This window comes from Parablautia sp. Marseille-Q6255, assembly GCF_951230155.1.
Lineage (GTDB): Bacteria > Bacillota > Clostridia > Lachnospirales > Lachnospiraceae > Choladousia.
This window is the reverse complement of record NZ_CATNVD010000011.1, coordinates 99,099-125,850: the sequence shown is the minus strand read 5'-3', so window position 1 is coordinate 125,850 and position 26,752 is coordinate 99,099. Positions and strand designations below refer to the sequence as shown.

Annotated in this window: 25 protein-coding genes and 1 riboswitch; of the genes, 6 read left to right on the top strand and 19 right to left on the bottom strand. The window is 50.5% G+C overall.

The genetic code is table 11. The features are described from left to right. Positions 1–48 precede the first annotated feature (48 nt). The 3 genes from glgA to QOX44_RS10055 all read right to left on the bottom strand — a co-directional run bounded on the left by glgA (position 49) and on the right by QOX44_RS10055 (position 3,661). Entirely contained in the window at positions 49–1,485 is a 1,437-nt protein-coding gene (gene glgA, locus QOX44_RS10065; RefSeq protein WP_283682992.1) for a glycogen synthase GlgA, read from the bottom strand. A gap of 101 nt (positions 1,486–1,586) precedes the next feature. Further along, positions 1,587–2,387: a sporulation transcription factor Spo0A gene (spo0A, locus tag QOX44_RS10060; RefSeq protein ID WP_283682991.1), complete on the bottom strand. Its 801-nt coding sequence runs from the start codon at positions 2,385–2,387 to the stop codon at positions 1,587–1,589. A 413-nt stretch (positions 2,388–2,800) separates the two neighbouring features. Further along, positions 2,801–3,661, bottom strand: a complete 861-nt coding sequence (locus QOX44_RS10055) for a YitT family protein (protein ID WP_283682990.1) — start codon at positions 3,659–3,661, stop codon at positions 2,801–2,803. Between the two features lie 259 nt (positions 3,662–3,920). Here QOX44_RS10055 and QOX44_RS10050 point away from each other — a divergent pair, with 259 nt between their 5' ends. Together QOX44_RS10050 and QOX44_RS10045 are read left to right on the top strand one after the other, a co-directional pair. Continuing rightward, a complete protein-coding gene (locus QOX44_RS10050) occupies positions 3,921–4,397 on the top strand; it encodes a COG2426 family protein (protein ID WP_283682989.1) in 477 nt (158 codons plus the stop codon). Positions 4,398–4,410: 13 nt separating this feature from the next. After that, positions 4,411–4,932 (top strand): shikimate kinase, encoded by a 522-nt coding sequence (locus QOX44_RS10045; protein ID WP_283682988.1) that lies wholly within the window; start codon positions 4,411–4,413, stop codon positions 4,930–4,932. On the opposite strand, the gene QOX44_RS10040 is transcribed toward QOX44_RS10045, so the two are convergent. Together QOX44_RS10040 and QOX44_RS10035 are read right to left on the bottom strand one after the other, a co-directional pair. Continuing rightward, on the bottom strand, positions 4,889–6,247 hold the full coding sequence (locus QOX44_RS10040; protein WP_283682987.1) for an MATE family efflux transporter: 1,359 nt from the start codon (positions 6,245–6,247) through the stop codon (positions 4,889–4,891). The two genes, QOX44_RS10045 and QOX44_RS10040, sit on opposite strands and share 44 nt — an antisense overlap. 27 nt (positions 6,248–6,274) lie before the next feature. Beyond that, entirely contained in the window at positions 6,275–6,595 is a 321-nt protein-coding gene (locus tag QOX44_RS10035; protein ID WP_283682986.1) for an MGMT family protein, read from the bottom strand. A gap of 237 nt (positions 6,596–6,832) precedes the next feature. Here QOX44_RS10035 and QOX44_RS10030 point away from each other — a divergent pair, with 237 nt between their 5' ends. Both QOX44_RS10030 and QOX44_RS10025 read left to right on the top strand, forming a co-directional pair. After that, the gene (locus QOX44_RS10030; protein ID WP_283682985.1) at positions 6,833–8,095 is read left to right on the top strand and encodes a DNA polymerase Y family protein; all 1,263 of its coding nucleotides are present in this window, start codon (positions 6,833–6,835) and stop codon (positions 8,093–8,095) included. 85 nt (positions 8,096–8,180) lie between these two features. Continuing rightward, entirely contained in the window at positions 8,181–9,206 is a 1,026-nt protein-coding gene (locus QOX44_RS10025) for a branched-chain amino acid aminotransferase (protein WP_283682984.1), read from the top strand. 75 nt (positions 9,207–9,281) lie between these two features. Here QOX44_RS10025 and QOX44_RS10020 read toward each other — a convergent pair whose 3' ends face one another. From QOX44_RS10020 to QOX44_RS10000, 5 genes are read right to left on the bottom strand one after another with little or no spacing between them, the layout of a single operon-like run. Then, entirely contained in the window at positions 9,282–10,919 is a 1,638-nt protein-coding gene (locus tag QOX44_RS10020; protein WP_283682982.1) for an amidohydrolase, read from the bottom strand. Then, positions 10,897–11,976 (bottom strand): FUSC family protein, encoded by a 1,080-nt coding sequence (locus QOX44_RS10015; protein ID WP_283682981.1) that lies wholly within the window; start codon positions 11,974–11,976, stop codon positions 10,897–10,899. Before QOX44_RS10015 ends, QOX44_RS10020 begins: the two co-directional genes overlap by 23 nt. Then, positions 11,973–12,845 carry a DegV family protein gene (locus QOX44_RS10010; protein ID WP_283682980.1) on the bottom strand — a complete coding sequence of 291 codons (873 nt, stop codon included), beginning with the start codon at positions 12,843–12,845 and terminating at the stop codon, positions 11,973–11,975. The genes QOX44_RS10015 and QOX44_RS10010 overlap by 4 nt, the downstream gene beginning before the upstream one ends. 41 nt (positions 12,846–12,886) lie before the next feature. Beyond that, positions 12,887–13,954 (bottom strand): HAMP domain-containing sensor histidine kinase, encoded by a 1,068-nt coding sequence (locus QOX44_RS10005; RefSeq protein ID WP_283682979.1) that lies wholly within the window; start codon positions 13,952–13,954, stop codon positions 12,887–12,889. Continuing rightward, complete coding sequence (locus QOX44_RS10000) at positions 13,951–14,622, bottom strand: response regulator transcription factor (protein WP_283682978.1); 672 nt, start codon at positions 14,620–14,622, stop codon at positions 13,951–13,953. Before QOX44_RS10000 ends, QOX44_RS10005 begins: the two co-directional genes overlap by 4 nt. Positions 14,623–14,915: 293 nt before the next feature. Between QOX44_RS10000 and QOX44_RS09995 the strand changes: the two genes are divergently transcribed. Continuing rightward, positions 14,916–15,353, top strand: a complete 438-nt coding sequence (locus tag QOX44_RS09995; RefSeq protein WP_283682977.1) for a GNAT family N-acetyltransferase — start codon at positions 14,916–14,918, stop codon at positions 15,351–15,353. On the opposite strand, the gene QOX44_RS09990 is transcribed toward QOX44_RS09995, so the two are convergent. From QOX44_RS09990 to QOX44_RS09950, 9 genes are all read right to left on the bottom strand, one after another. Then, positions 15,331–15,765, bottom strand: a complete 435-nt coding sequence (locus QOX44_RS09990) for a DUF4318 domain-containing protein (protein ID WP_283682976.1) — start codon at positions 15,763–15,765, stop codon at positions 15,331–15,333. The genes QOX44_RS09995 and QOX44_RS09990 overlap by 23 nt on opposite strands. A gap of 40 nt (positions 15,766–15,805) precedes the next feature. Next, positions 15,806–17,320, bottom strand: coding sequence for an AAA family ATPase (locus tag QOX44_RS09985; protein ID WP_283682975.1), 1,515 nt, complete (start codon positions 17,318–17,320; stop codon positions 15,806–15,808). A 10-nt stretch (positions 17,321–17,330) separates the two neighbouring features. Further along, positions 17,331–18,680 (bottom strand): vWA domain-containing protein, encoded by a 1,350-nt coding sequence (locus QOX44_RS09980; protein WP_283682974.1) that lies wholly within the window; start codon positions 18,678–18,680, stop codon positions 17,331–17,333. A gap of 43 nt (positions 18,681–18,723) precedes the next feature. Further along, positions 18,724–19,869: a leucine-rich repeat protein gene (locus QOX44_RS09975; protein WP_283682973.1), complete on the bottom strand. Its 1,146-nt coding sequence runs from the start codon at positions 19,867–19,869 to the stop codon at positions 18,724–18,726. A gap of 24 nt (positions 19,870–19,893) precedes the next feature. Next, positions 19,894–21,213, bottom strand: coding sequence for an aspartate kinase (locus QOX44_RS09970; protein ID WP_283682972.1), 1,320 nt, complete (start codon positions 21,211–21,213; stop codon positions 19,894–19,896). 74 nt (positions 21,214–21,287) lie between these two features. Then, on the bottom strand, positions 21,288–22,046 hold the full coding sequence (gene dapB / locus QOX44_RS09965; RefSeq protein ID WP_283682970.1) for a 4-hydroxy-tetrahydrodipicolinate reductase: 759 nt from the start codon (positions 22,044–22,046) through the stop codon (positions 21,288–21,290). Positions 22,047–22,106: 60 nt separating this feature from the next. After that, positions 22,107–22,991 carry a 4-hydroxy-tetrahydrodipicolinate synthase gene (gene dapA, locus QOX44_RS09960; protein WP_283682969.1) on the bottom strand — a complete coding sequence of 295 codons (885 nt, stop codon included), beginning with the start codon at positions 22,989–22,991 and terminating at the stop codon, positions 22,107–22,109. 102 nt (positions 22,992–23,093) lie between these two features. Next, positions 23,094–23,270: riboswitch (Lysine riboswitch) on the bottom strand. A gap of 68 nt (positions 23,271–23,338) precedes the next feature. Beyond that, positions 23,339–23,845, bottom strand: coding sequence for a cob(I)yrinic acid a,c-diamide adenosyltransferase (locus QOX44_RS09955; RefSeq protein WP_283682968.1), 507 nt, complete (start codon positions 23,843–23,845; stop codon positions 23,339–23,341). Positions 23,846–23,919: 74 nt separating this feature from the next. Then, positions 23,920–24,546 carry a single-stranded DNA-binding protein gene (locus tag QOX44_RS09950; RefSeq protein ID WP_283683037.1) on the bottom strand — a complete coding sequence of 209 codons (627 nt, stop codon included), beginning with the start codon at positions 24,544–24,546 and terminating at the stop codon, positions 23,920–23,922. A 298-nt stretch (positions 24,547–24,844) separates the two neighbouring features. Between QOX44_RS09950 and typA the strand changes: the two genes are divergently transcribed. Next, positions 24,845–26,677, top strand: coding sequence for a translational GTPase TypA (typA, locus tag QOX44_RS09945; RefSeq protein ID WP_283682967.1), 1,833 nt, complete (start codon positions 24,845–24,847; stop codon positions 26,675–26,677). The last annotated feature ends 75 nt before the right edge of the window (positions 26,678–26,752 follow it).

Sequence of the window (26,752 nt, the reverse complement as noted above, 5' to 3'; positions counted from 1 at the left end):
ATTCCAGTATCGCCTGAAAGGAGGGATCTTATTCACTTCATTGAAATTTTACAGCCAGTCATACAGCTCTTTGTACTTTTGTGCAGAATTATTCCAGGAAAAGTCTGCCGCCATGCCGCGGTCGATCAGCTTATTCCACTCACGTTTCTTATCATAATAAATGTGCATCGCATACTGCAGCGTATGGTACATCTCATGTGCATTGTAATTTGCAAAGCTGAATCCCGTACCTGTACCTTCGTATTCATTATACGGAATGACGGTATCCTTGAGTCCTCCCGTCTCACGGACGATCGGAACGGTTCCATAGCGCAGGCTCATCAGCTGAGACAAACCGCACGGCTCAAACAGGGACGGCATCAAAAAGGCGTCGCACGCCGCATATACCTTATGAGAAAGCGCCTCGGAATAAAAGATGTTCGCGGAAACCTTTCCCTGATACTTCCATGCAAAATGGCGGAACATATTTTCATACTTTTCCTCGCCCGTGCCAAGCACAACGAACTGGATATCGTTCTGGCACATTTCATCCATCATGCACGCGATCAGATCAAAGCCTTTCTGGTCTGTCAGGCGTGAAACGATACCGACCATAAAGGTAGAATCATTCTGGTTGAGCCCAAGCTCACTTTGCAGCGCTCTCTTATTTTTGATCTTTTCCTTGCGGAAGTTGCGGACATTGTAATGATACTCGATGCAGGGATCTGTCTCTGGGTTGAATACCTCGTAGTCAATGCCGTTTACGATCCCGCGCAGACTGTTCGAGCGCGCGCGCATCAGACCGTCAAGCCCTTCCCCGTAAAATGGCATCTTGATCTCTTCTGCGTACGTGTCGCTGACCGTTGTGATCGCGTCCGCGTATACGATACCGCCCTTCAGGTAGTTCGCGTCTCCGTATGCCTCCAGCTTGTCCGGTGTAAAATAATACGCCGGAAGCCCTGTGATATCACGCACGGTCTTTACATCCCACACGCCCTGGAATTTCAGGTTGTGGATCGTGATCACCGACTTCATATCGCGGAAAAACTCGCCCTCATGGAACTTATCCTTGAGAAGTACCGGGATAAGACCTGTCTGCCAGTCGTGGCAGTGTACAATATCAGGCCGAAAGCCGATCAGCGGAAGCGCGGAAAGCGCCGCCTTTGAAAAGAAGGCAAACTTCTCGATATCCTGATAGATATTTCCGTACGGTTTTGCCCCTGCAAAATAGTATTCATTGTCAATAAAATAAAACTGTACCCCATCATACTGCATCTCCAGCACGCCGACATACTGAGAGCGCCACGCAAGATCCATGTAGAAGTGCGTCACGTAATTCATCTTGCTCTTCCACTCTTCGCTCATGCACATATACTTCGGAAGGATCACGCGAACGTCGTACTCTTCTTTGTTGAAATACTTTGGAAGCGATCCGACCACATCTGCAAGCCCTCCTGTTTTGATAAAAGGCACTGCCTCAGATGCAACATATAATATTCTTTTCATATACGAAACCTCCGCTCAATACAAGTTATTAAAATTATACCGCATTTTCTCCGTAATGAAAAGTGTTTATTCAAACAGTTTTACAATATTTCTGAAAAATTTCACGACCTTCTGTTTTTGTATTCCAAACGGATCTTATCTGCGATCAGTGCGATAAACTCTGAGTTTGTCGGCTTTCCTTTTCCGTTGCTCACCGTATAGCCAAACAGCTCCTCGATCGTATCCATCTTGCCTCTGCTCCACGCCACCTCGATCGCATGGCGGATCGCCCTCTCCACACGGCTTGGCGTAGTCTGATGGCGCTTTGCGATCGTCGGATACAGGATCTTTGTGATCGAATTGAGCATTTCCATATCGCCCACTGACATAATGATCGCATCTCTTAAATACTGATAGCCCTTGATATGGGCAGGCACGCCTACCTCATGGATGATATTCGTGACATCTGTTTCCAGATTGTGTTCCATACAGTCATTTGTATTCTCGTACGCACTTACCTTCTTCGTCTTTGCAAAGCTGCGCTGGCTGCGAGAATGTACACGCTTGATGCGGTTTACGACTGTCTCATTATCAAACGGCTTCAGGATATAATAATCCGCACCCAGGTCAAAAGCGTCCTCTGTCATTTTTTCCTGACTGACCGCAGAGATGACAATAAACGCCGGCTTTTTCAGATCCGGATCGCGGTTGATCCGGTCCATCACCGTCAGACCGTCAAGCTTTGGCATGATAATGTCAAGCAGCACAACATCCGGCTTCTTGTCCCGGATGATCTCAATGAGCTCCTCACCATTTCCTGCCTTTCCCACGACCTCCAGTTCTTTATCGCTGCTTACGATATGATCGAGCAGCTCCACCATCCTCGCGTTGTCATCTGCAATTGCGATATTCAGCTTCTCCATTTTCTGCACTCCTTTTGTCCTGTAGATTTTTTGTCATTGCACAACGCATTTTTTGAAGGCCTACCAAAAATTGTCACGTACAAACTATCTGTATTATATAATAATCCCAAATATTAGCAAGAATATCTTCTCCCGTAAAAGCGGCACCAGACGACACTTCCCGACAAAGGAAGGCACAGAATCCCGCTTTTTCCTGCATATTGCGTCTGATACCGCAAAAAAAGTGGCGGAATCTCTGCCATTTTGTTGAAGAAACTCGAACACTTTTTTTGCAATAGAAGACGAAGTTTCCCACCCGGCAACAAAAATGCTGTGAAACCGACGTCAGGATCTTCTGTCCTTCTGCCTCAGCTTCACAGCATAATGTCTGCTCTTTTATATTTTCTTTCCTCTTTTTTGCCGTCCTGCTCTTCCTATTCTGCCGGTTTCTGATAAAACCTTCCTGTCAGCTCCTCGGTGCGCACAGCATTGATAAACGCCCCCTCATCCACCGTTTTCACGGACCGGATCACCTCCTTGCACTCTGCGCTTGATACAACAGAATACACGATGCTGCGCTCCTTGCCCTCATAATAGCCCTCTCCGTCCAGGATCGTCGCGCCGTGGTGGCTCACCTCTGTGATGATCTGACAGACCTCCTGCGGACGGTTTGTGACAATAAACAGCGTCTTTTTCTGATACTTCTTATAAAGTATGTGCAGCACCTGCGTAGAAGAATACTGAAAAATGATCGAGTACAGCGCCTTGTCCCAGCCAAAAAGGATGCCTGCCACAGCCAGGATCACGATATTTAATCCCAGGATCAGATTAAAGGAATCAACGCCCTTCTTGTCTGAGAAATAGATCGCAATAAAATCCGTACCGCCCGTCGTCGCGTTCGCCAGAAGGCAGGCGCTGATCGCAAATCCATTGATCATCCCGCCGAAAATACTGATCAGCAGCGTATCATACGTCACCACGTAGCTTGGCATAATATCTGTCAAAAAGCCCGTAAGCAGGATCATGATACAGGAATACAGCGTAAATTTTTTTCCTATATAGCGAAAGCCGATATAGATCGGAATCGCATTGAGCACGATATTGATCAGAGAATACGGAACCTCTATATGCAGAAACATTTCAAAGATCCTCTGGAGCAGGATCGTCAGTCCGGTCGCCCCTCCCGGATAGAGATCTCCGGCCCGCACAAAGGTCTTGATGTTGCCCGCCATGATCACCGCCGCCACGCAGATCACCAGCAGCCGTTTTCCATCTTTTTTCAAGTCAAAGCTCATGTCCTCTCCTCCACTGTCCTTCCGGATTTTTTTGCAGCCGCAAAAAGAGCTCATTTTGAATTTAATATAGCACAATGCCTCTGATTTGTCGAATTATTTTCAATTTGGGGGTGTTCGTATCCCGGTTTTTCATGTATACTGTTGAAAGCGTGGGCTCTCATGCCGCGCGTTTTCCGGTTTCTCATAAAAGCCTGCAGCTTTTCATAAACTAAACCGGAAATACCTGAACTATCAGACCCGTATAAAAAGGAGGATATGAATGCTTAATTATCTTATCGTATTTTTTATTTCCATGGTGCCGCTGATCGAGTTGCGCGGCGCGATCCCATATGCAATCGGCATGGGACTTCCAATCGTCCCATCCTACATCATTGCGATCATTGGAAATATGCTTCCCGTACCGATCATCTATCTTTTTGCCCGCAAGGTACTCATCTGGGGAAAGGATAAACCATGTATCGGAAAGTTTTTCACCTTCTGCCTTGAGAAAGGAGAAAAGGGAGGAAAGAAGCTCCAGGAAAAAGCAGGCCGAGGACTCTTCCTTGCACTTCTTCTGTTCGTTGGCATCCCGCTCCCGGGCACAGGAGCGTGGACCGGTACTCTGGCTGCCAGCCTGCTTGATATGGATTTCAAATCAAGCGTGATCGCTGTCATGCTCGGCGTCATCCTCGCAGGAATCATCATGGGCATTGCCAGCGCCGGAGTGTTTGGTGCCGCAGGCGCACTTTTTGCCTGAAAAGGAGTATCAGATGAAACACAATGTGACCCTGATCGGTATGCCGGGAGCTGGAAAGAGCACGATTGGAATCGTGCTCGCAAAAGTACTCGGATATGATTTTATTGATTCGGATCTGCTGATCCAAAAAGAAGAGGGAAAACTTCTCTGGGAGATCATGCGCGACTGCGGAAATGACGGTTTCAACCAGATTGAGGAGCGCGTCAACAGCCACATCGCGGCAGATCACTGTGTGATCGCCACCGGAGGCAGCGTGATCTACGGTGAAAAGGCAATGAAGCATCTGCGCAGCATCAGCACCGTCGTCTATCTGAAGGTCAGCCACAGAGTCCTGGAACGCCGTCTTGGAGATCTCCAGAAACGCGGCGTCGTCCTTGAGCCGGGGCAGACCCTTTTTGATCTGTATCAGCAGCGTATACCTCTCTACGAAAAATATGCACATATCACAGTGAATGTCGGTCACAGATCCGTAGCGAATGCAGTAGCTGCGATCACGGATGCTCTGGCTTCGTCCCAAGCTTCCGGTACACTGTGAAATACATCGTGAAAAAGCAGGCCAGTCCGCCGATAACATTCGAGATCGGTTCTGCAAGGAATATCCCCGCCACGCTATCCTCCATGATACGCGGCAGCAGAACCGTAAGCGGCAGGACAATGACTACCTTGCGGAACAGAGAAAAAAACACCGCTCTTTTTGATTTTCCCAACGCAACAAATACGGACTGTCCTGAAAACTGGAACAGCATAAATACAAAACCCGCAAAATACAGATGTACCGCACGTACTCCTTTCTCTATCATTTCACTATTTCCCGTAAACAATGCGAGAAACGGCTCTGGGAAAAATACCAGTGCTGCCCACGCTACAATCGTATACAGACTCCCCGCTGCTGTCATAAAGCAGATTCCCTTTTTTATCCTTCCATATTGCTTTGCCCCGTAATTAAAGCCAAGCACCGGCTGAGCTCCGTTCGTGATCCCGCTTACCGGCATGCTGAGCACCTCTCGCACAGAATTGAGTATTGTCATAATCCCTATGTAAAGATCCCCTCCATATATGCCAAGCATCGCATTGCAGACAATCTGCGCTACACTGTTTGTAGCCTGCATGATAAACCCGGACATACCAAGCCCTGTGATTTCCCGTACCAGTGCCCATTCCAGCCGGAAATACCGTTTTTGCAGGCGCAGGATCGCTTTTTTCCCGGTCAGGAATTTTAACACCCATACACAGGAGATAACCTGCGAAACTACCGTCGCGATCGCTGCGCCTTCAATCCCCATATCAAAGCCAAAGATCAGTACCGGATCGAGAATCAGATTGATCACTGCACCAAGCATCGTTGTGCACATGGCAGTCTTTGGGAAGCCCTGAGAGGTGATAAAGCAGTTCATCCCATTACCAAGCATGAAAAACACTGTGCCAAGCAGATAGATCGTAAGATACGTATTTGCATACACGTATGTCGCATCGCTCGCCCCCAGCAGATACAGCGGCGGACGCCCAAACAGGTAGCACGCTGCCATCAGAAAAAAGGAACTCCCAAACAGCAGTACTGCAGAATGCCCCATTATTTTCTCTGCCTTCTCTGTCTGTCCCGCTCCTCTTGCAATGGAACACAGCGGGGCCCCTCCCATTCCAAACAGGTTCGTAAACGCACTGATCACTGATATGATCGGAAAGACCAGACCAATCCCGGTAAGGGCCAGCCCGTTCTCTCCGGGCAGATGGCCGATATAAATCCGATCCACTACATTGTAGAGAAGCTGCAGCACCTGCGCGATCATAAGCGGTACCGCCTGCGCCATAATATGTCTGCTCACACTTCCCTTTGAAAAATCATGCTCCATATATGATGCCCTCTTTTCTGCTTTTCTTTAGAACCGCTGTTTTTTCCACTGATATCCGTCCATATCCACCTTTCCATCGCAAAAACGCACTCCCTCTGCTTCCAGCAGCTCGATCTGCCGGTTTCCTCCGCCAAAGGCAAACGCATCTGACACCTCTCCGAACCGGTTGACCACACGGTAGCACGGGATCCTCTGCGGATCCGGATTGACATGCAGCGCATACCCTACCACCCGCGCCAGCCGCTTATTTCCTGCCAGCTGCGCGATCTGTCCGTACGTTGCCACCTGCCCGTACGGGATCTGACATACAATATCGTATATCACCTCAAATGTATTTTTTTCTTTCATGGAGACTCCCTCCTCCTGACCTTTTTTCTGATCTGGCGTCCGCGCGGCAGGAACAAAACGCACCTGCGCCCTGACGCTATTATCTTACCCCTTCTGCAGACAAAAAACAATCCTTCTATACAGGCAAAACACTCGCAGATCTCTTCTCTTTGCCGTGACAATTCTTTCCCCGCATGATACACTAACAGACAGAGAAACCGTCCTGCAAAGGGACAGAGACTATTTTGAGGTGGCGCTATGAACGTGATTTTTCACATTGATGTAAATTCTGCATATTTAAGCTGGAGTGCAATGGAGCGGCTGAAAAAGGATCCCACCCTCGATCTGCGCACGGTCCCGGCGATCATCGGAGGAGACGAGCACACCCGCCATGGAGTCGTGCTGGCGAAATCGATCCCGGCAAAAAAATACGGTGTGCGCACCGGTGAGCCGGTCGCAGCCGCGCTTCGCAAGTGCCCCACGCTCCTGATCGAGCCGCCTGACCACAGACTGTACAAAAGACGCAGCGGCGAGCTTATGGATCTGCTCCATACCTATACCTCAGATATCGAGCAGGTATCGATCGATGAGTGCTATATGGCATACTCTCCTATCGCGCGCCGCTTCTCCTCGCCGGTGGAGGGGGCCCGCACGATAGCGGATCACATCAGACACACACTTGGCTTTACGGTAAATATCGGGATCGCCCCGAACAAGCTGCTCGCCAAAATGGCGAGCGATTTTGAAAAGCCGGATAAGGTACACACACTTTTTCCCGAAGAGATCCCGAAAAAAATGTGGCCGCTCCCGGTCAGTGAGCTGTTCATGGTCGGGCACAGCAGCGCCGGCCGCCTCACACAGCTTGGCATCCGCACGATCGGTGAGCTTGCCGGATGCAGTCCTGCCTTTTTGCAGCAGCATTTTAAAAGCCACGGAAAACTGATGTGGGAATATGCAAACGGCATAGATAACTCACCCTTAAACCCTGACACCCATGAATTAAAAGGGATCGGCAATTCTACCACCCTCGCCTCTGACGCCACGACCGCAGAGGAAGCAAAAAAGGTCCTGCTCGCTTTATCCGAGCAGGTTGCCCTTCGTCTGCGCAGATCCCATCAGATCGCACAGACCGTCACCGTAGAGATCAAATACAGCACCTTTCAGGCCTGTTCCCGCCAGACACAGCTCCTGTCGCCGGGTGCGACCTCCGGCCTCCTCTACGAATACGCCTGCCGCCTGTTTGATGAACTGTGGAACGGCAGCCCGATCCGTCTGCTTGGGATCCGCACCTCCAGACTGCTCTCAGAGGATGCCCCCATCCAGCTTTCCCTGTTCGATCTGCCCGCATCATCCGGTACGCCCCGCCATACAGACCCTGCAAAGCAGAAAAAGCTGGAGCAGGCAATGGATGAGATCCGCAGGCGCTTCGGCGATCAGGCAGTCGTGCGCGGCTCTCTTTTACAGATGGAGCATCCGGCCCATCCGTCTGACGGTCAGAAAAACAGCAATGATTTAACTTGACACAGTGAGAAAGCAGGCGTAAACTACAACTAATTAAATTTCAGATATCGGAAAGACCTGAAAAGAAAAGGGAGGAATATCTATTATGGAAAAGAAACATATCGACTGGGCGAATCTGGGATTTGGCTATATCCCGACAGAAAAGCGCTTCGTCGCAAATTATAAAAACGGAGCATGGGAAGACGGTCAGCTCACCTCCGACGCAACTGTCACGATCACAGAGTGCGCAGGCGTGCTGCAGTATGCACAGACATGCTTTGAGGGAATGAAGGCGTATACCACACAGGACGGGCGCATCGTGACCTTCCGTCCGGATCTGAACGCGGCGCGCATGGAAGCATCCTGCAAACGCCTCGAAATGCCGGTATTCCCGCAGGAGCGTTTTGTAGATGCTGTTGTCAGGACGGTAGAAGCCAACGAAGCGTACGTACCGCCATACGGCTCCGGAGCCACACTCTATATCCGTCCATATATGTTCGGAAGCGACGCTGTCATCGGCGTCAAGCCGGCTAATGAATACCAGTTCCGTGTATTCGTCACTCCTGTAGGACCGTACTTTAAGGGCGGCGTAAAACCACTGACGATCCGTGTCTGCGATTTTGACCGCGCAGCTCCGCACGGAACAGGTCACATCAAGGCCGGACTGAATTATGCAATGAGCCTTTACGCCATCATGGATGCGCACCGTCAGGGCTTCGATGAAAATATGTACCTCGACGCTGCCACAAGGACGTATGTGGAGGAGACCGGCGGAGCCAACTTCCTCTTCATAACGAAAGACAACAAGGTTGTCACACCGAAATCTGACAGTATCCTGCCCTCTATCACACGCCGTTCCCTGCTGACCGTTGCCAGAGATTATCTCGGACTGCCAGTCGAGGAGCGTCCCGTTGCATTTTCCGAGGTCGCAGACTTTGCAGAATGCGGGCTGTGCGGTACCGCCGCTGTCATTTCCCCGGTCGGCAAGATCGTTGACCACGGAAAGGAGATCTGCCTGCCAAGCGGCATGAACGAGATGGGACCTGTCACAAAGAAGCTGTATGATACACTGACCGGCATCCAGATGGGACGCATCGAAGCGCCGGAAGGATGGCTGCGGGTGATCAGATAAAGAGAAAAAGCATAAGGGAGAAGCTGCTTCCTTATGCAGTCTCTCCCCTATGCCTCTCTTTTCATGCTTCTCTTTTTATGCCTCTCTTTTATATATGCTGCATCCTTCCTTGATCGTCTCCAGCACCCTGATCTGCTTCACCTCATCTGCAGGCACCTCAAGCGGATTGCGGTCTGTGATGATCAGGTCTGCCAGCTTTCCTTCCCGGATCATTCCCTTATCACATTCTTCTCCATACTGATAAGCGCCATAGACGGTCATTGCCCTGAGCGCATCGTACACACTGATCTGCTCACCCTCTGCCAGCTGCACTCCATTTTTTGTCACGCGCTTTGCGGCGCACCAGATTGTCTGGAACACATCCGGCGGCAGGACCGGACTGTCCTGATGGAAGGTAAACGGAATACCGAGCCGAAGTGTCGTGCCCGCCGGTGAGATCCGCCCGGCACGCTCCATGCCAAAGTTCTGTATGTGGATATCGCCCCAGTAATAGGTGTGGGCAACAAAGAAGCTTGGCATCATAAAAAGCGCTTTCATCCGCTCCAGCTGCTCTTCCCTTACGAGCTGCGCATGGACCATAACCGGACGGTTTGGCGCATATTCCGGATGCTCACGGCATACCTTCTCAAACTGTGTGATATACTGCTGCGCGGCTGCATCTCCATTGCAGTGTGCCAGAATCTGTCTGTTGTCCTCCAGCGCCCGCAGGATCAGTGCATACACCTGCTCATCCGTCTTGACCGGATAACCGCGGTAGCCGTCCTGTGCTCCTTTATACGGCTCCAGCATCCACGCGGTCCGCCCCTGCGGCGAGCCGTCCAGAAAGATCTTATAGCCTCCGATTTTTAAATGCCCGCGGTAGCACGCAGGGTTTTCCTGCTGCAGCCCCGGCATCTGATCGCAGTGCTCCAGATCTGCATAGCCTGCCAGATCCAGATAGAAAAGGTCCTTCTGTCTGGCATACTGCAGCAGCTGATACAGAGGAGGCGTCACCATTCCTTCCTGCACCGTTGTGATGCCATATGACGCATAGACCTCCTGTGCCCGGAGAAACAGCTTCATGATCTCGTCGATATCGGGCATCGGCATACGGCTGCGAAACTGTACAAACGCATTTTCTTCCATATAGCCGTCCGGCTCTCCGCTTTCTGTTCGCCCATACCGGCCTCCCTGCGGATCTGCCGTCTCCTGCGCGATCCCCTGTACAGCCAGCCCGGCAGAATTCGCCACGCCCATATGCGAGGAGGCATGGACGATCACGACAGGATGTACACCCGATACCCGGTCAAGCACCGTCTTATCTGGATGACGCTTCTCGGAAAGAAAATTGTGGTCATAATTCACTCCGACCACCCACTGACCCTTGGGGACGCTGTTTTCCCGGATAAATGCGCGAAGCAGCGCCACAATATCCTCAAAATCAGAAGCTCCCGACAGATCGCACTGAGACAGCGAGGTGGCAAGTCCCGAAAAGTGGCTGTGCCCGTCGATAAATCCCGGCAGCATCGTCCTTCCGGCAAGGTCAATGCAGATCGTATCCTCATCCTTTTGCGCCATCAGCTCCTCTTCGGAGCCCCTTGCCCGGATCCTCCCGCCGCTTACCAAAACCGCCTGCACTGCGGGACATTCATCATCCATAGTCAGGATCGTTCCATTGTAATACAGGGTGGAAGGACCACCCGCTATTTTGCTACATACAGATTGCTTCTCCATCTGATTTCTCCTTTACCATTTCTGCTCTCTTCGAAATGATCCAGTTGCATATCACACAAAACGCCAGCGCAAACAGCACTCCGAACACATTCTGTATGACGCGAAGCCCCATTGCGTTCGCAAGTCCGTACGCTTCTGTGGCGATCGCGAGCGCGCCGAATGTATTAAAGACTGCCTGCCATCCGTATTTCACAGAAAATCCCACGCCTATCCCGCCTATGATACCAATATAGGCGTAAACAGAAGGAGGTAGCACGTAATACAGGACCAGAAAGCTTGCCGCGCCTGCGATGTTTCCGATGATCCTGCCTCGTACCCGGTATTTCATATCTTCTGTAAACGGAAGGATGACTGACATCGCTGCGATCCCTGCCCACATGGCGCGCGGCATATGACAGATCTCCGCGATAAACACTACAAGCGGCACACAAAGGATCTGGCACAGCTGCCATCTCGATCTGGCAGATTCTATCCGAAATGACCTGAGAGTCTCTTTGATCCCATTCCTGTATACACGTCCCGCATGATTTCTGTAAAAGACAACGCAGGTGATAAGCGCTCCCACAGCCAGTCCTGCCAGACGCATCACATAGCTGCGTCCTGAAACATCATACCCGTATAAGAGCAGATACCCAAGCACCAGCGTTGACTGGTTAAACATAAATGGATTGTGGCATCCAAGAAGCATCAGCACCGCGATCGCTGCCATATTGACCAGCATTCCCACAAACGGGCCTGTCACATTCGCCAGATGCGGGCCGATCGCCATAAGGACAAAAAAGCCTGCCAGAAGAGCTGTCGACTGCCCTGTGTGCATACCAAAATCTGCATTTTTAAATACCATCAGGCACAGGAGCACGACTACTCCTACAATGCTGTTATCGCCTCCGAATATCATACTGTAAATGGTGACAAAGCCAAAGCAGAATACCATTGTGATGGCGATCTTAAACAGATACACTGCGATATGATACCACCGCTCGCGCGCGGTCCTGCTGTTCTTTACTGCGGCCTTTGAGCCTGCCTGATTCAGCTGTAATTCCTGATAAACTGTCATTTTGTCTCCTCCTCCAGAATCTGTACGCATACTCCTGTCAGGTTTGGTCCCAAATGAGCCGCAAGCGCACATCCCAGAGTCGTGGTCATAGCCTTCGGGGCAGCTCCCAGTTCCTCAAAAATCCTGCTTTTCAGAGTTTCAAGAAGTTCTGCGTCTCCTCCATCCGCAAAATACAGCCTGTATTTCTTATGGTCTCCCACTGCTTCTACTGCATGGCTTTTCAGCCGCCCAATGCGCTGCTTTTTTCCTCTGACCTTTTCCACCGGTGTGATCACGCCTTTCTCATCAAAGGTCAGAATCGGCATGATATTGAGGAAATTGCCTGCGATCGCAGCTGCCCGGCCGATCCGCCCCGTTTTCTGCAAAAACTCAAGCGTATCGATCCCAAAATACGGGAACGTATTCTTTTTAAGCGTCTCCATCCGCTGCGGAATCTGCTCCCAGGATAAGACTCCCTCCTGCACCTCATCCATCAGCTCGATCAGCAGAGCGCCTTCTGCCAGACTTGCCATCCCGGAATCCAGCACAACGCACGAAAGCTGCTCACATTCTTCGCACAGCAGTCTGCACATATTCCATGTACCGGAGATAGCAGAAGACATGGTAATGAGCACTGCCTTTTTGTATCCCTGCTCCAGCACTTCTTTTAATACCTTTTCCAGCGCCTCTCCGGTCGGCAGAGAGGTCGACGGAAGCTCCCCGTTTTTCTGCTGCCGGTAGATCTCTTCCGGAGTAATATCAACTCCGTCCAGATAATCCCTGCCCTGACAGGTTACCGTCACCGGGAGAACGAAAACACCCTCCCGCATTTTTATTTCTTCTGGCAGATCAGCACAGGAATCTGCTATAAAAGCAATCTTTTCACTCATCTTTTGCAAACCTCTTTCTTTCATAATTTTCTTCTTGGCATCTATTTTGGAAGGCGGACGGTAAAGCAACAGCCGCCATACTCCCTGTTATTTACTTCTATGGTTCCCTTTTCGCTGTCCACGATCCGCTTTACAAGCGCCAGTCCCAGCCCGTTTCCATCACTTTTATGAGAACCGTCCTCCTGATAAAACTTATCAAAAATCCTGCTCCTGACGTCCTGTGCGATCCCCGGTCCCTCGTCCTTGATGGAAAATACCACCGTATCTTCCTCGCTCTTCAAAAGAAGTGAGACTGTAGCCCTCACCGGACTAAATTTCACTGCATTGTCGATCAGATTGACCCACACATGCATCAAAAGCCCTTCATTGCCGCAATAATCTGTCTTTTCCAGATCTGCCTGAAAGGCGATCTCCTTCGGCGTCCACTTTGACTCCAGAGAAAGAAGTGCCTGACGGATCTGCTCATCCAGACGGTATGTCGTCCTTTTCATCGGGATATTCTGGTTTTCCAGCTTGGACAGCAGCAGGATATTTCCCACCAGTCCCGAAAGCCGCCCGGTATTAAAAAGGATCTTCTCCACGTATTCATTTTGCTCCGCAGAAAGCGCGTCATCCTGCAGCAGCATCGTATACCCCTCGATCGCATTGATCGGCGTCTTAAACTCATGCGATACGTTGGAGACAAAATCTGTCTGAAGAAGCTCGGTCGCCCGCAGTTCCTGCGTCATTACGTTAAAGCTGCCAAACAGATCGCGGATCTCGTCGATCCGGCTCGTTGTCTCAAGCTGCTGCTCAAAATCGCCCTGCGCCACCTCAGCCATCGCCTTGCTCAAAAGCGTGACCGGGGCAAGGATCTTTCCATTCATAAAGGCGGTAATGATCCCTGATATAAGTGTGTTAAAGATCAAAAGCCACCCAAGCGTCGGAATACTGCGCGGCAGATTTAAAAAACGGTCCAGCAGCGCAAAGAGCAGCGCCGAAATGACCATAGAAACAGCCAGCGCGCCCCAGATCGCCACAGTCAGATAGGAACGTATCTTCAGTCCCTTCTGCTCTCCCTCCTGCGCCTGCCCGGGATGTCTGCTTTGTGTCCGATCCTGCTTTTTCATTTTTTCACCACCTTGTAGCCGATCCCCCGCATAGTCGCGATCTCAAGATCCGGATTATCCCGCAGTCGATCCCGCAGTCTGCCGATATGTACTTCTATCGTGTGCGGATCAGCCTCCGTGTCATACCCCCATACATCATCCATGATCTGCTGCTTCGTAAAGGTGCGTCCCGGCGAAGCTGCCAGCTTGTACAACAGCAAAAATTCTTTTTTCGGAAAGATCTGACTGCTCTCTCCGACAGAAACAGTCATGGTATCGTAATCAAGCTGTGTACTTCCGATCACAAGCCTGTGCTCACTCATCATCTGCGCCCTGCGCAGAAGCGCGCCTACCCGAAGCACCATCTCATTGACATTGACCGGCTTTACCATATAGTCATCACTGCCTGATAAAAAGCCCTGACGCATATCGTCAAAGGCGCTCTTTGCTGTGATCATCAGTACCGGGATCTGACTGCCGGATGCGCGAAGCTCTGAGACAAATTCGTATCCATCCATCACCGGCATCATAATATCCGAAATGATCAGATCCACATATTCCTCGCTGACCCGCGCAAGCGCCTGCTGTCCGTCCCCCGCGCAGCTCACCCGATATCCATGCTTGACCAGCACCTTTCGGAACAGCTCGCAAAGCTCTGTATCGTCTTCTACAATTAAAACATGAAACATATCCTGCCTCCTTTTGATGTATCATAACAGCCAATTCTCAATTTTACCTCAACAAACAGACATCTGCGCAAAAGCAAAATCTCATACCTGAAAAAATCCTGTGCCATACTGGTTCAAGAATACCATTCTGCCCTTTTTATTTCCATCATACTGTAAAATCTCCAATATTTCTATCCCTCCTGTTACCTTTATCAATTGCACAATATCACATGTTCACCCTTAACAAATTAACTTGTAAGTCTTATGGTATACATATCAAAATAATTTAATGTGAGGAGTGACGATACCGAATTATGGAGGGGTACATAAAGAAAATCAGATATGTTCAATTAGAAGATAAAGAGTTTTGGTATAGTCTTGATAAGCATTTGCCGGAACGGGAGTTCGATCGTAAAGTCAGAGAAAAAAGAGGATACGTTTTATTAAATGACAGTAAACCGATAGGATTGTTGAGATATAATCTTTTTTGGGATAATACGCCATTTTGTACAATGTTATTTGTTGATTGGAATTATCAAGGAAAAGGTTATGGGAAAAAACTTATGGAGCATTGGGAAGCTGACATGAAATCTCAGGGATATGGTATGCTTCTGACTTTTACACAGGTTGATGAAGAAGCACAGCATTTTTATAGAAAATTGGGATATAGGGATTGCGGCGGTTTTGTCATAGATGTTCCAGGGTATGAGCAGCCAATGGAGAGGGCGGTTAAACCGCCCTGCCCTGCATGACCGTAAATTCCAGCGCCGGTACAATACCGCTCGCCATACTGCAGTACTCCGATACCTTCACGAAATATCGTACTTCATCCAGCCGTACCTGTGCAGGCATTCCATATTGAATAATTTCGTAGGCAAGCCCGCTCCTTTTGCAGTAGTTTTCTACCTGCTCCATAAACTCATCTTCGTTACGCGGTCTGTGATCGAGATCTTCAAGCCTCCGGATAAACGGAAGCGCTGCGACCAGCCGTATCAGCATTACTGCCAGTATATAGCCTCCCATAATAAACACCAGTTTATCAGAAAAAAGCGCCAGATGCTCCATATCCTGATCTACAAGCAGCACAAATACTGCACTGAAAAACAGTGTACATCCAAATGCTGCACTCTTCGCGGCTTCCGCAGCCCATCCGCTTCGTGTCATACGATCACCCTCCAATTCTGTACCGCACATTTTTTCACTTCTATTTTCCGAGCGCTCTCAGTCTCGCTTCGATCGCGCGGCTGCTCTCCTCAAACAAAAGCTCTTTGTTGTAGCGGTAATACCGCTCGCAGTCATACTCCTGCAAAAAGCTTATGCTGTACGGATCATGATTGAGCTCTGTGATAAAGATCACGAGCTCCTGGCCTGTGCCAAAGGCTGCCTCCAGGAAATCAAAGGCGTGCTCCAACAGCTGACCGGCTGCATCCCTTTGCGCTTCCAGGCTGTCCTGCCTTGAGTCAAACCACTCCCGTATCAGCGCAAATGCCTGCTCTCCATCCGACGGATCCTCCTTTGCAAGCTGCTGTGCATAACCCTCCAGCGTCTCTGCGATACGTCTGCGCAGACGCTCCTGCGCCCTCGTCAAAAGCTCCGCCGCCTTTTTCTGCTGCGTCTGCACGGCAAACGTTTCTGCTGTCTCTTTCACAAAAATATCCGGCGCTCCGCCATGTACACCGAGCAGCCCCTCTTTTACGGTCTTTAATTCTTCAAATAAAAGCGCTATCTCCTGCTCACTTTGCGCCGCCCTGGCAAATGCCTGACGGCATCTGTCAAGCAGAAGACTCACAATGCTCAACCGCTCGTCAAAGGAGGCGTGCGCAGCCTTTTTTAAGAGCAGCGGATCAATATTTCCTGCAAGCACCGCATCCAGCTGGTAGTCCATCTGATACTTTTTATAAAGCTCCAGATAATTTGCAAAGTCCCTGGCGATCATCTCATGCTGCACATACTGTCCGATGACCTCACGGTCCATCGTAAGCCCAAGCTGTTCATATACTGTAAGCATCTGTGAGAGATCCTCCCAGCCGCGCGGCGTAGCAAATTTTCTCCCATCCACGGTCGTCTCCATTTTATAGAAGTTGGCAGTCCGCGCATTCAGGTACGCGATCACTGCCGGATGGAGCTGCCTGCGCAGCGCATACTCCTTCCACACGGCAAAATCCGGCTCTACCTCGATCTTTTTCACACGATCCATTGTCACAACGTCAAATTCCCGCACAGACTTGTTGTACTCCGGCGGATTTCCTGCCGCCACAATGATCCAGCCCTGCGGGATCTCATGGCTGCCAAACGTCTTGCACTGGAGAAACTGCAGCATGGCCGGAGCCAGCGTCTCAGAAACACAGTTGATCTCATCAATAAACAGGATTCCTTCCGAAAGTCCCGTTTTTTCCATTTTTTCATAGACAGCCGCTACGATCTCACTCATCGTATACTCTGTCACCGTGTACTCTCTGCCTCCAAACTCCTGCTTTGACACAAATGGAAGACCGATCGCACTCTGGCGCGTATGGTGCGTGATCGTATATGATACAAGCGCGATCCCGCACTCTCTGGCAATCTGCTCCATGATCTGCGTCTTGCCGATGCCCGGAGCGCCCAGCAGCAGCACCGGACGCTGCCTGATCTGCGGTATCACATATTCCCCATACGCATCCTTCAACAAATATGCAGAGATCGTATCTTTAATTTCCTGTTTTGCACGTTTAATATTCATCCCTTACACCTCAGCTTTTTGTATCTGCTTCCCTGAATTCCTGCGGATCAATGATCAGCCTGATCGCCCACGGCGGCACATCCACATCGCGGTAATCCTCCTTCATGAAAACAAACGCAGTCTCATACGGAGGCTTCCTGACTGGAAATGTCCCATACCCGTCGGTAAAATAGATCAGCCCGCGCAGCTTTGTAAAGCATTTTCGCTCAAGCAGCTCCTGCACCCGGGCAAATGCCGGGCGAAAATCCGTCCCTCCGAAGCCTCTCACCGTAAAATGTTCCAGGTATTCCCGCATTTCTTCCCGGCTCGTCACAAGCACATCCTCCTGCACCTGATCATCGCACTGCAAAATATGCACATGGATTTTCCGGGCAAATCCCTCTGACTCACTGAGCACGCTGTACGTCTCCTCCAGAAAATGCCGGATCAGCTCTCCCTTACACGACATCGAGGTATCCAGTACGATCACAAAGTCCTCTACCCGCTGCACCTCCTTCGTCTCAAGCGGCTCGATCAGCGGCATATTTCCATACAGCTCCATCCCATAATTATAAAATATGTAGTCAAATGAATCCATATCAACCTGCATTTCTTCCTTCAGCACGGAAAATTTTCGGAGAAATTCTCTGTAATCATACCGTTTGCGGTTCACCGCACAGATCTGCTCCTCCAGGCTTCTCACATCATCGGACGCCTCTTTGGCAAATGTCTCCATCTCTGTCTGCATCCGGTCACGTATATCCTCCCACCGGCGCTGCTGCGGGCTCGGACTCTTCTGGTCCCTGGGATCCTGTTCCCAGCGGCTGTGATCATCCACAAGAAATTCCCGCTCCCACGCTTCCAGCTGCGCCTGCACCGGATGCAGCCTGCACAAAAAACGGTACACCCGCTGCGCAGTCACAACAAAAGCAGCCGTCTTTTGTTCTCCCTCCTGACTCAGCATACGATAGACCTCACGCCGCAGGGAGGACTTTGGCAGATGGACTGCCTTTTGATACAGCCCATCGATCACATACTCGGCAGCAATATCACACGCCAGGTTCCAGTACCGGACATCCCTGTCCTTCCTTTCCCAGAGGTGAGAGAACAGACAGTGCACGATACTGTGCAGATACTGGCGGTTCACGCATGCACGCCCTTTTCGGAACAGCGCCACAAGCGCATCTGGCTGATAGTAAAGTATACTTCCATTGGTCCCTGTCATACGGATCTGCTGATCCGGCAGATACGCAAGCGATGACAGCGCCACATCAAGAAAACGCATATTCAGATACAACTCGTTTCTCGCATTGCGCAAAATGTCGCCCGCCACCTCTATAAAATCAAGCATCTGCTTCTGTTCTTCATACACCGGATTCATCTGTGCACCCCTCCTTTCTTTTTGCCGCCCGGGCTTTTATTTCCTACAGCTCCAGTCTGCGGCGTTTTGTTTTCCGCGGCATTCCTGCCCCGAGGTTCATCAGATAGCTTACCGCTTCTCCTGCATGGAGTCCGGCCGCCTCCCGCCCAAGCTCCTGCACAAGCGACTCCCACTCACTGACTCCGATTCCCCGCAGCCGCTCTATCAGCCAGCAGAACTCCTGCGTATCTCCCTGCTTTAGCAGCTCCTGTGCGATCCTTTTCCCATGCGTACACAGATATGTCTCATAGACAGACCGTGCTTTTTCTGAAAGCGCTACCGCAGTCCTCAGACGTCCCAGTACCATCCGGTATACGATCTGCTCCCGTTCCAGTACCTGTGCGCGCGAAAACAAAGCATCGTACTGCCCGAAATCAAACCTTCGCCCCTGAAAACAGTTTCGGTAAGACATCCCGCTCCCGTGCACATGTGTCTCCAGGATCCTTGCCGGCGTATTTTCCACGCCCTCTTCATAAAATTCCGGGAACACAAGCTGCGCCCTTGCGTACGTCAGGCCGGAGCATTCATCCGGAACGTAATACTCCACAAATATCTCCTCCGGAAGCTCGTCCAGCACCTCCTTCAGGCTGGATCTCCCCTCCATATCTGTATGGACACGCAGATTTCGTACCCTGTGACAACGGGTAAAGACTCCGCTTCCCCAGTCTGTGGTCTCTCCGTAAAAGGTCAGGCTGTGCAGCCGGGCACAGTCGTAGAAGCAGTACCGCCCCACCCGCTGCAACGTCCCGGGAAATACGACTTCTTCCAGCGCATCCCCGCACAGCGCCGGAATTTCCCGGATACCTGTCTGTTCCCGGTCCGCCTGCTGCCCTTTTGGTGACTGTGCAGACGTCTCCTTTTTGCAGGCACGGATACCCGAACCGCCGGCGATCCAGTGTGCGCTGCCTCCGAGCACCTCCGGTACATACAGATGGAGGTTTCCATTTTCCAGCCCCCTGCGCAGCGTCCGCTCCTCCATATGCGCAGAAAACGCATACGGAGCAATCGCCCGGACCGGGCAGTCCCCGATCTGCTGCGGGATCTGCGCCTTTGTACCATGCGAAAAACAGCGCCAGATCACCGCGCTGTTTCCCGTTCTCTCATATACAAATGCCTGTGCCGTTTCTCCGGCAAATGATTCTTCGTACATCTGAATGACTCCGTTTCTTTTCTTTTACAGATGTGTCAGTACAAAAATATCGTAAATCGCTCTTACTGCATGCTCAAAATCTTCATTTCGCACGCCAATGATGATATTGAGCTCGCTGGAGCCCTGATCGATCATTTTTACATTGATATGCGCATGAGAAAGCGCTGCAAAAATCCTTGCCGCTGTTCCGCGTGTTGCGCGCATGCCGCGTCCCACGACCGCGATCAGCGCCAGATCCGATTCCAGATCCAGCATATCCGGCTCTACTGCCCGGTGAAGCCCGGAGATGATCTTCTGCTCCTTCTCCATAAACTCATCCTGATGCACCAGCACCGTAAAGGTGTCAATACCAGACGGCGCGTGCTCAAAAGAAACCCCGTTTTCCTCAAATACCTGCAGTACCTTGCGGCCAAAACCGATCTCGGAATTCATCTGATCCTTTTCAAGATTGATCGCACAAAAGCCCTTCTTTCCGGCAATACCTGTGATCGTATACTTCGGCTGGCGGCAGGTACTCTCCACGATCAGCGTCCCCGCATCCTGCGGTCGGTTCGTATTCTTGATATTGATCGGAATACCTTCTTTTCTCAGAGGAAAGATCGCATCTGCATGGAGTACCGTCGCCCCCATATAAGAAAGCTCCCTCAGCTCTCTGTAAGTGATCGTCTCGATCGTAGCCGGGTCCTCCACAATATGCGGATCGGTCACCAGAAAGCCCGAAACATCTGTCCAGTTCTCATACAGATCCGCATGGACGGCGCGCGCTACGATAGAGCCTGTGATGTCGGAACCTCCGCGTGAGAAGGTCTTCACCGTGCCGTCTGCCATTGCCCCGTAAAATCCCGGGATCACAGCGCGCTCCACTCCCTGGAGACGTTTCTGCATGATCTCGTTCGTAAGCTCTGCATCAAACACGCCGTCCTCATCAAAACGGATCACCTCTGCCGCATCGATAAATTCGTATTCCAGGTAGGCAGCCATGATAATACCATTTAAGTACTCTCCACGGGATGCGGCGTACTCACTTCCGGAGCGCGCGGCAAATGCCTCCCGGATCTGCGCAAACTCCTCCTCCAGACTAAGCTCCAGAGAAAGCCCGCTGATGATCTCCTGATACCGTGCCGCGATCGCTGCGAGCTTCTCCTCAAGCAAAGCTGCATTTCCCGCAGACTGATAACAGTCATACAGCATATCTGTCACCTTTGTATCCTCTGAAAACCGTTTTCCCGGTGCAGAAGGCACGACATAGCGTCTGCCCCTGTCCGCATGAATAATTTCTCCCACCTTGCGGAACTGCTCCGCACTGGCCAAAGAGCTGCCTCCGAATTTGACTACCTTTTTCATCCTGGGTTTCCTCCAAATTTTTTCATACTCCTGCAAACTGCTTTTCCTCCGACGCTTCGCAAACTGATCTTTTCTCAGCCGCAGACAACGTCTCCCATATCATAAAAGCCTGCCGGCTTTCCTGCCATGTACTTTGCCGCCTGTACGGCGCCCTTTGCAAACACGCTCTTCGAGTATGCCGTATGCCTGAACTCGATCACTTCATCCAGCCCGGCAAAGATCACCTCATGCTCTCCGACGATATTCCCGCCGCGCACTGCGCTGATGCCGATCTCGTATTTCTCTCTCTTTCTGCGTTCCTGACTGCGATCATATGTATACTCATATTTCTGTCCAAGCGCTTCGTTGATGCTGTCTGCCAGCGCAAGCGCCGTACCGCTCGGAGCATCGACCTTGAGGTTGTGATGCTTCTCCACGATCTCCATATCAAACCCGGCCGGAGCCAGCAGCTTCGCCGCATCCTGTAAAAGCTTCAGAAGCATATTGATGCCAAGCGACATATTTGCTGATTTCATCACAGCCGTCTTTCCAGCAGCCTCTTTTATCTGGTCGATCTGCTCCTGCGAATACCCGGTCGTACAGAAGATCGCCGCTACCTTCCTGTCTGTGCAGTAGCGGATCAGACCGTCCAGCGCCTTCGGTGAGGAAAAATCGATCAAAACATCCGCTTCCACATCGCAATCCGCGATATCCGTAAATACCGGGTACGCCTTATCTCCTTTATCCTCCAGATCGATCCCTGCTACAATCTGCGCTTCCTCATCTGCCGCTACGATCTCTGTGACCGTGCGTCCCATAAAACCATTGCAGCCGCTCATTATAATCCTGACCATATGTCTACCTCTTTCTGTATGTCATGTCCTTGCCGTTTTATCTTTTCCAGTCTGTGTATCCTACAGGATACCGTATGCCTTCATCGCTTTCTTCAAACGCTCTGCATTTGCCTCTTCCATCTCACACAGCGGTCCGCGCAGCGGTCCTGCTCCCTTGCCCATCAGATTCAGCGCAGTTTTGACCGGGATCGGATTCACCTCACAAAACAGCGCTCCGATCAGGTCGATCGCCTGAAGCTGAAGTCTGCAGCTTTTCTCCACATCCCCGGCAAGGTAAGCTGCGACAATGTCATGTGTCTGGCGCGGAGCTACATTGGATAAAACAGAGATCACTCCGCAGCCGCCCAGCGACATGATCGGCACGATCTGATCGTCATTTCCGGAATACAGCTCCACCTTATCTCCGACAAGACTCATCAGCTTTGCCACCTGAGAAATATTTCCTGTAGCTTCCTTCACGCCGACAATATTCTCTACATCTGTCACCAGATCAGCGATCGTCTCCGGAAGCAGATTACATCCTGTCCGGCTCGGCACATTATACAGAATGATCGGCAGGGACACTGCCTGTGCGATCCTGGTATAATGAAGCTTCAGTCCCTTCTGGGTCGCTTTATTATAGTATGGCGTCACAAGCAGCAGCGCATCTGCTCCCGCCTTTTCTGCCTCCTGGGAGAGATAGATAGCTGTCTGCGTGCAATTGGAGCCTGTACCTGCGATCACCGGGATCCGCTTTGCCACCCGGTCGATCGCGTAGCGGATCACATCAAGATGCTCCTCATGTGTCAGCGTCGAAGACTCGCCCGTCGTGCCGCAGATGATGATCGCGTCTGTCCCTCCTGCGATCTGCTCCTCTAACAGTTCTCCGAGCTTATCATAATTTACTTCGCCATTGTCATACATCGGTGTAACGATCGCTACACCCGCACCTTTAAAAATAGCCATATTCTTCCTCCTTATAATAACATGTATCAGAGTTCAGGCCGCACTCCTGCAATAAAAAGGGGGACTGTCTAAAGCAGCCCCCAAAGAATCTGTAAATACATCTCTTCAGATAGCTCCCCACCGCAGTACGATGACAGTCATATGGTTATTCACCATATGCCCAAGAAAAGCAGGTTTCGGCTCTGCTTCCTTTCGGCGCTCTCCCCTTTTTGCAGCATTCTCCTGTGACCGAACACATCCTGCTGTATACTGTTGAATCACGCGACCTCTATCCTATTCTGATTTGTAACTGTTCAGTACCTTCGTTTCTTTTATATCATTTGCACTTTATCTTGTCAATGTATTTATCAGAGGTTTCCCTCACTGCGGTACGCCGTCCCAAGCTCTGTAACCTCATCCACATACGGCCACAGCTCCTCACACCGGTTCGTGCCAGTCAGATACAGCTCCGTCTCATCCCCTGCAGAATCGATCAGACTGATCAGCTCCTCCATAGAAACGATCCCCTTGTCCGTAAGCCCGAGGATCTCATCGAGGATCAGCACATCGCACTCCTCCGTCACAAGTACCTTCTTTGCAAAATTCAATCCGTTTTTGATGTTCTGAACTTCATCCGCCTTCTCGCGTTCTGTCAGCTTCTCATAGTTTTCCGGGAATTTTTCAAAGCGGAACATTTTGATCTCCGGCTCGAGCCGTTTAAAAAAATCGAGACACTCACCCGGCTGCTTTTCCTTTAAAAACTGGATCAGCACAACACTTTTTCCCCGGCTTGCCTCCCTCACACCTTTTCCAAGCGCCGCGGAGGTCTTCCCCACTCCGGTGCCACAGAAGATGTGTATATATCGTCTGCCCATTTTCCACCTCATCCTTGTGCAGCAAAGCCTGTATTTTATGCCATTTTACTACATCTTACGTCAAAATGCAAACACTATTCCAAATACTCCAGCTTGCTGACCGAGACTTCGTATGCCACGCGTTTTTCCGTAGATTCGTCTTCCAGCTTTTTCACGTACTCCCGGCTCTGGATCCTTCCCCATACCTGTACATGTCCGCCCACCTCAAAGCCTGATGTGAATCTGGCGTTTCTTCCCCAGCAGATACACGGAATGTAGTCAGATTTTCCATACGGTCTGTTCACTGCAAGGAGCATATCAGCGATCTCTCTGCCAAGAGGAGTCCTGCGGTACACTGGTGTTTTGCAGATATACCCATCCAGAAAGATCTGATTGCTTTTCACCTTGTCACACTCATCCTCCACAAAGCTCACCTCTCTGGCAAACACAGAAAGCACGAGCCTGTTGCGCTTTTCTTCATGTCTGTTGTAAGACCGGAACTGCCCGAAAATCTGTATGTACTCCCCCTCATAATCCTGTGTAACATCAATCAGACGTTCCGAGATCATCACCGGAATGATATCGGAAGAATCGCTCAGTCTCTGTACAGAAACATCCACCATATAAAATCCTTCCCCGAATACCTCATGGCTGAATGTAAATCCTGATACGATCTTTCCCATAATAGATACCTGATTGTTTTCAATAATCTTATCTGTCATAAAGCTCTGTTCTCCCTTCATACGAAGCATCTCTTCTTGTATTTATTATATTTATATGGCAACACTTCAGATAGCAGACCGCCTTTTGTCCGGTCTCCATCACCGTTACGCTAATATTATTCATATTCGCGCCCTTCGTGTTTTAGAACAACAATTTTCCATATTTTTAAATTTTTTTATGCGGCACGTAAAAATTGCGGCTGCACACTTGTAATCCCTGAAAATTGTGATAAACTAAATCGGGTACAAATGGTAAATAATAGACGATAAATAATATAATAAGAAGAGAGAGAGTTTTATGATAAGAGAAGATGTAAGAAACATCGCCATCATCGCTCATGTCGATCATGGCAAGACGACACTGGTAGACGAGCTGCTCAAACAAAGCGGCGTATTCCGCGAAAATCAGGCCGTCGCAGAGAGAGTCATGGATTCTAATGACCTTGAGCGCGAGCGCGGTATCACTATTCTTTCCAAAAATACAGCTGTATTTTATAAAAACACAAAGATCAATATCATCGACACGCCGGGTCATGCAGATTTTGGCGGAGAGGTAGAGCGTGTCCTTAAAATGGTCAATGGCGTGATCCTTGTCGTAGACGCCTTCGAGGGCGCTATGCCGCAGACAAAATTCGTTTTGAGAAAGGCTCTGGAGCTCAACCTCCCGGTCATCGTCTGCATCAACAAGATCGACCGTCCGGAAGCCCGTCCAAATGAAGTGATCGACGAGGTGCTGGAGCTCTTTATTGATCTGGAGGCATCAGATGAACAGCTCGACTGTCCGTTTGTCTACGCTTCCGCAAAATCCGGCTATGCAGTACTGGATCCAAATGACAAACCGGTCAATATGGTGCCCCTGTTTGAGACGATCCTGAACTACATTCCCGCTCCGCAGGGCGATGAAAATGGTCCGACCCAGATGCTGATCAGCACGATCGACTATAACGAGTACGTGGGCCGTATCGGTGTCGGAAAGGTTGACCGCGGTACAATTTCAGTCAATCAGGAAGCCGTACTGGTCAACCACCACGATCCGGATAAGAAACAGCGTGTAAAGATCAGTAAACTGTACGAATTTGACGGTCTGAACAAGGTAGAGGTAAGCTCTGCTACGATCGGATCGATCGTGGCGATCTCCGGTATTGCCGATCTGCGTATCGGAGATACGATCTGTGCCACGGACGCACCGGAGGCTATCCCGTTCCAGAAGATTTCCGAACCGACGATCTCTATGAACTTTGTCGTAAACAACAGCCCGCTCGCCGGTCTGGAAGGAAAATACGTAACCTCCCGCCATCTGCGCGACCGTCTCTTCCGCGAGCTGAACACGGACGTCAGCCTGCGCGTCGAGGATACCGAGGATACCGATACCTTTAAGGTATCCGGCCGCGGAGAGCTGCACCTGTCTATCCTGATCGAGACGATGCGCCGCGAGGGCTATGAATTTGCCGTCAGCAAAGCGGAGGTCATTTACAAGACAGATGAACGCAACAAACGTCTGGAGCCGATGGAGCTTGCGTATATTGACGTACCGGAAGAATTTTCCGGAAACGTGATCCAGAAGCTCAGTCTGCGAAAGGGAGAGCTGCAGGGAATGAGTATCGGTCAGGGCGGCTACACCCGTCTGGAGTTCAGCATCCCGTCCCGCGGTCTGATCGGTTATCGCGGCGAATTTATGACAGACACGAAGGGCAATGGGATCATGAACACCGTATTTGACGGATACGGTCCGTACAAGGGCGATCTCCAGTACCGCAGTCAGGGTTCTCTGATCGCTTTCGAATCAGGCGAATCTGTTGCCTACGGCCTGTTTAATGCACAGGATCGCGGCACCCTCTTCATCGGGCCCGGTGAGAAAGTATATTCCGGTATGGTGATCGGACAGAGTGCAAAACCGGAAGATATTGAGCTGAATGTCTGCAAGACAAAGCATCTGACCAACACACGTGCCTCCGGCTCAGATGAAGCACTGAAGCTTACGCCGCCTAAAATCCTGAGTCTGGAACAGGCGCTCGAGTTCATCGATACGGATGAGCTTCTTGAGGTCACACCGAAGAGTCTGCGTATCAGGAAAAAGATCCTTGATCCGACATTAAGAAAAAGAGCCGGTTTCAAAAATAAAAATCAGTAAAAGCATGATCGAGCAGGCGGGAGTGATCCACTCCCGCCATAGAAACATAAAAATCTCCTGTAGAACATCAGGTAT

What these genes read in the sequence shown, in the direction of transcription:
- QOX44_RS10015 (WP_283682981.1), bottom strand. Translation starts at nt 11,976, where the DNA reads ATGACAGTTTATCAGGAATTACAGCTGAATCAGGCAGGCTCAAAGGCC.
- dapB (WP_283682970.1), bottom strand. Translation starts at nt 22,046, where the DNA reads ATGGTCAGGATTATAATGAGCGGCTGCAATGGTTTTATGGGACGCACG.
- QOX44_RS09970 (WP_283682972.1), bottom strand. Translation starts at nt 21,213, where the DNA reads ATGAAAAAGGTAGTCAAATTCGGAGGCAGCTCTTTGGCCAGTGCGGAG.
- glgA (WP_283682992.1), bottom strand. Translation starts at nt 1,485, where the DNA reads ATGAAAAGAATATTATATGTTGCATCTGAGGCAGTGCCTTTTATCAAA.
- QOX44_RS09995 (WP_283682977.1), top strand. Translation starts at nt 14,916, where the DNA reads ATGGAGGGGTACATAAAGAAAATCAGATATGTTCAATTAGAAGATAAA.
- typA (WP_283682967.1), top strand. Translation starts at nt 24,845, where the DNA reads ATGATAAGAGAAGATGTAAGAAACATCGCCATCATCGCTCATGTCGAT.
- QOX44_RS10005 (WP_283682979.1), bottom strand. Translation starts at nt 13,954, where the DNA reads ATGAAAAAGCAGGATCGGACACAAAGCAGACATCCCGGGCAGGCGCAG.
- QOX44_RS10040 (WP_283682987.1), bottom strand. Translation starts at nt 6,247, where the DNA reads ATGGAGCATGATTTTTCAAAGGGAAGTGTGAGCAGACATATTATGGCG.
- QOX44_RS10025 (WP_283682984.1), top strand. Translation starts at nt 8,181, where the DNA reads ATGGAAAAGAAACATATCGACTGGGCGAATCTGGGATTTGGCTATATC.
- spo0A (WP_283682991.1), bottom strand. Translation starts at nt 2,387, where the DNA reads ATGGAGAAGCTGAATATCGCAATTGCAGATGACAACGCGAGGATGGTG.
- QOX44_RS10020 (WP_283682982.1), bottom strand. Translation starts at nt 10,919, where the DNA reads ATGGAGAAGCAATCTGTATGTAGCAAAATAGCGGGTGGTCCTTCCACC.
- QOX44_RS09955 (WP_283682968.1), bottom strand. Translation starts at nt 23,845, where the DNA reads ATGGGCAGACGATATATACACATCTTCTGTGGCACCGGAGTGGGGAAG.
- QOX44_RS09990 (WP_283682976.1), bottom strand. Translation starts at nt 15,765, where the DNA reads ATGACACGAAGCGGATGGGCTGCGGAAGCCGCGAAGAGTGCAGCATTT.
- QOX44_RS10045 (WP_283682988.1), top strand. Translation starts at nt 4,411, where the DNA reads ATGAAACACAATGTGACCCTGATCGGTATGCCGGGAGCTGGAAAGAGC.
- QOX44_RS10055 (WP_283682990.1), bottom strand. Translation starts at nt 3,661, where the DNA reads ATGAGCTTTGACTTGAAAAAAGATGGAAAACGGCTGCTGGTGATCTGC.
- QOX44_RS10000 (WP_283682978.1), bottom strand. Translation starts at nt 14,622, where the DNA reads ATGTTTCATGTTTTAATTGTAGAAGACGATACAGAGCTTTGCGAGCTG.
- QOX44_RS09950 (WP_283683037.1), bottom strand. Translation starts at nt 24,546, where the DNA reads ATGACAGATAAGATTATTGAAAACAATCAGGTATCTATTATGGGAAAG.
- QOX44_RS10050 (WP_283682989.1), top strand. Translation starts at nt 3,921, where the DNA reads ATGCTTAATTATCTTATCGTATTTTTTATTTCCATGGTGCCGCTGATC.
- QOX44_RS10035 (WP_283682986.1), bottom strand. Translation starts at nt 6,595, where the DNA reads ATGAAAGAAAAAAATACATTTGAGGTGATATACGATATTGTATGTCAG.
- QOX44_RS09980 (WP_283682974.1), bottom strand. Translation starts at nt 18,680, where the DNA reads ATGAATCCGGTGTATGAAGAACAGAAGCAGATGCTTGATTTTATAGAG.
- dapA (WP_283682969.1), bottom strand. Translation starts at nt 22,991, where the DNA reads ATGGCTATTTTTAAAGGTGCGGGTGTAGCGATCGTTACACCGATGTAT.
- QOX44_RS09985 (WP_283682975.1), bottom strand. Translation starts at nt 17,320, where the DNA reads ATGAATATTAAACGTGCAAAACAGGAAATTAAAGATACGATCTCTGCA.
- QOX44_RS10030 (WP_283682985.1), top strand. Translation starts at nt 6,833, where the DNA reads ATGAACGTGATTTTTCACATTGATGTAAATTCTGCATATTTAAGCTGG.
- QOX44_RS09975 (WP_283682973.1), bottom strand. Translation starts at nt 19,869, where the DNA reads ATGTACGAAGAATCATTTGCCGGAGAAACGGCACAGGCATTTGTATAT.
- QOX44_RS10010 (WP_283682980.1), bottom strand. Translation starts at nt 12,845, where the DNA reads ATGAGTGAAAAGATTGCTTTTATAGCAGATTCCTGTGCTGATCTGCCA.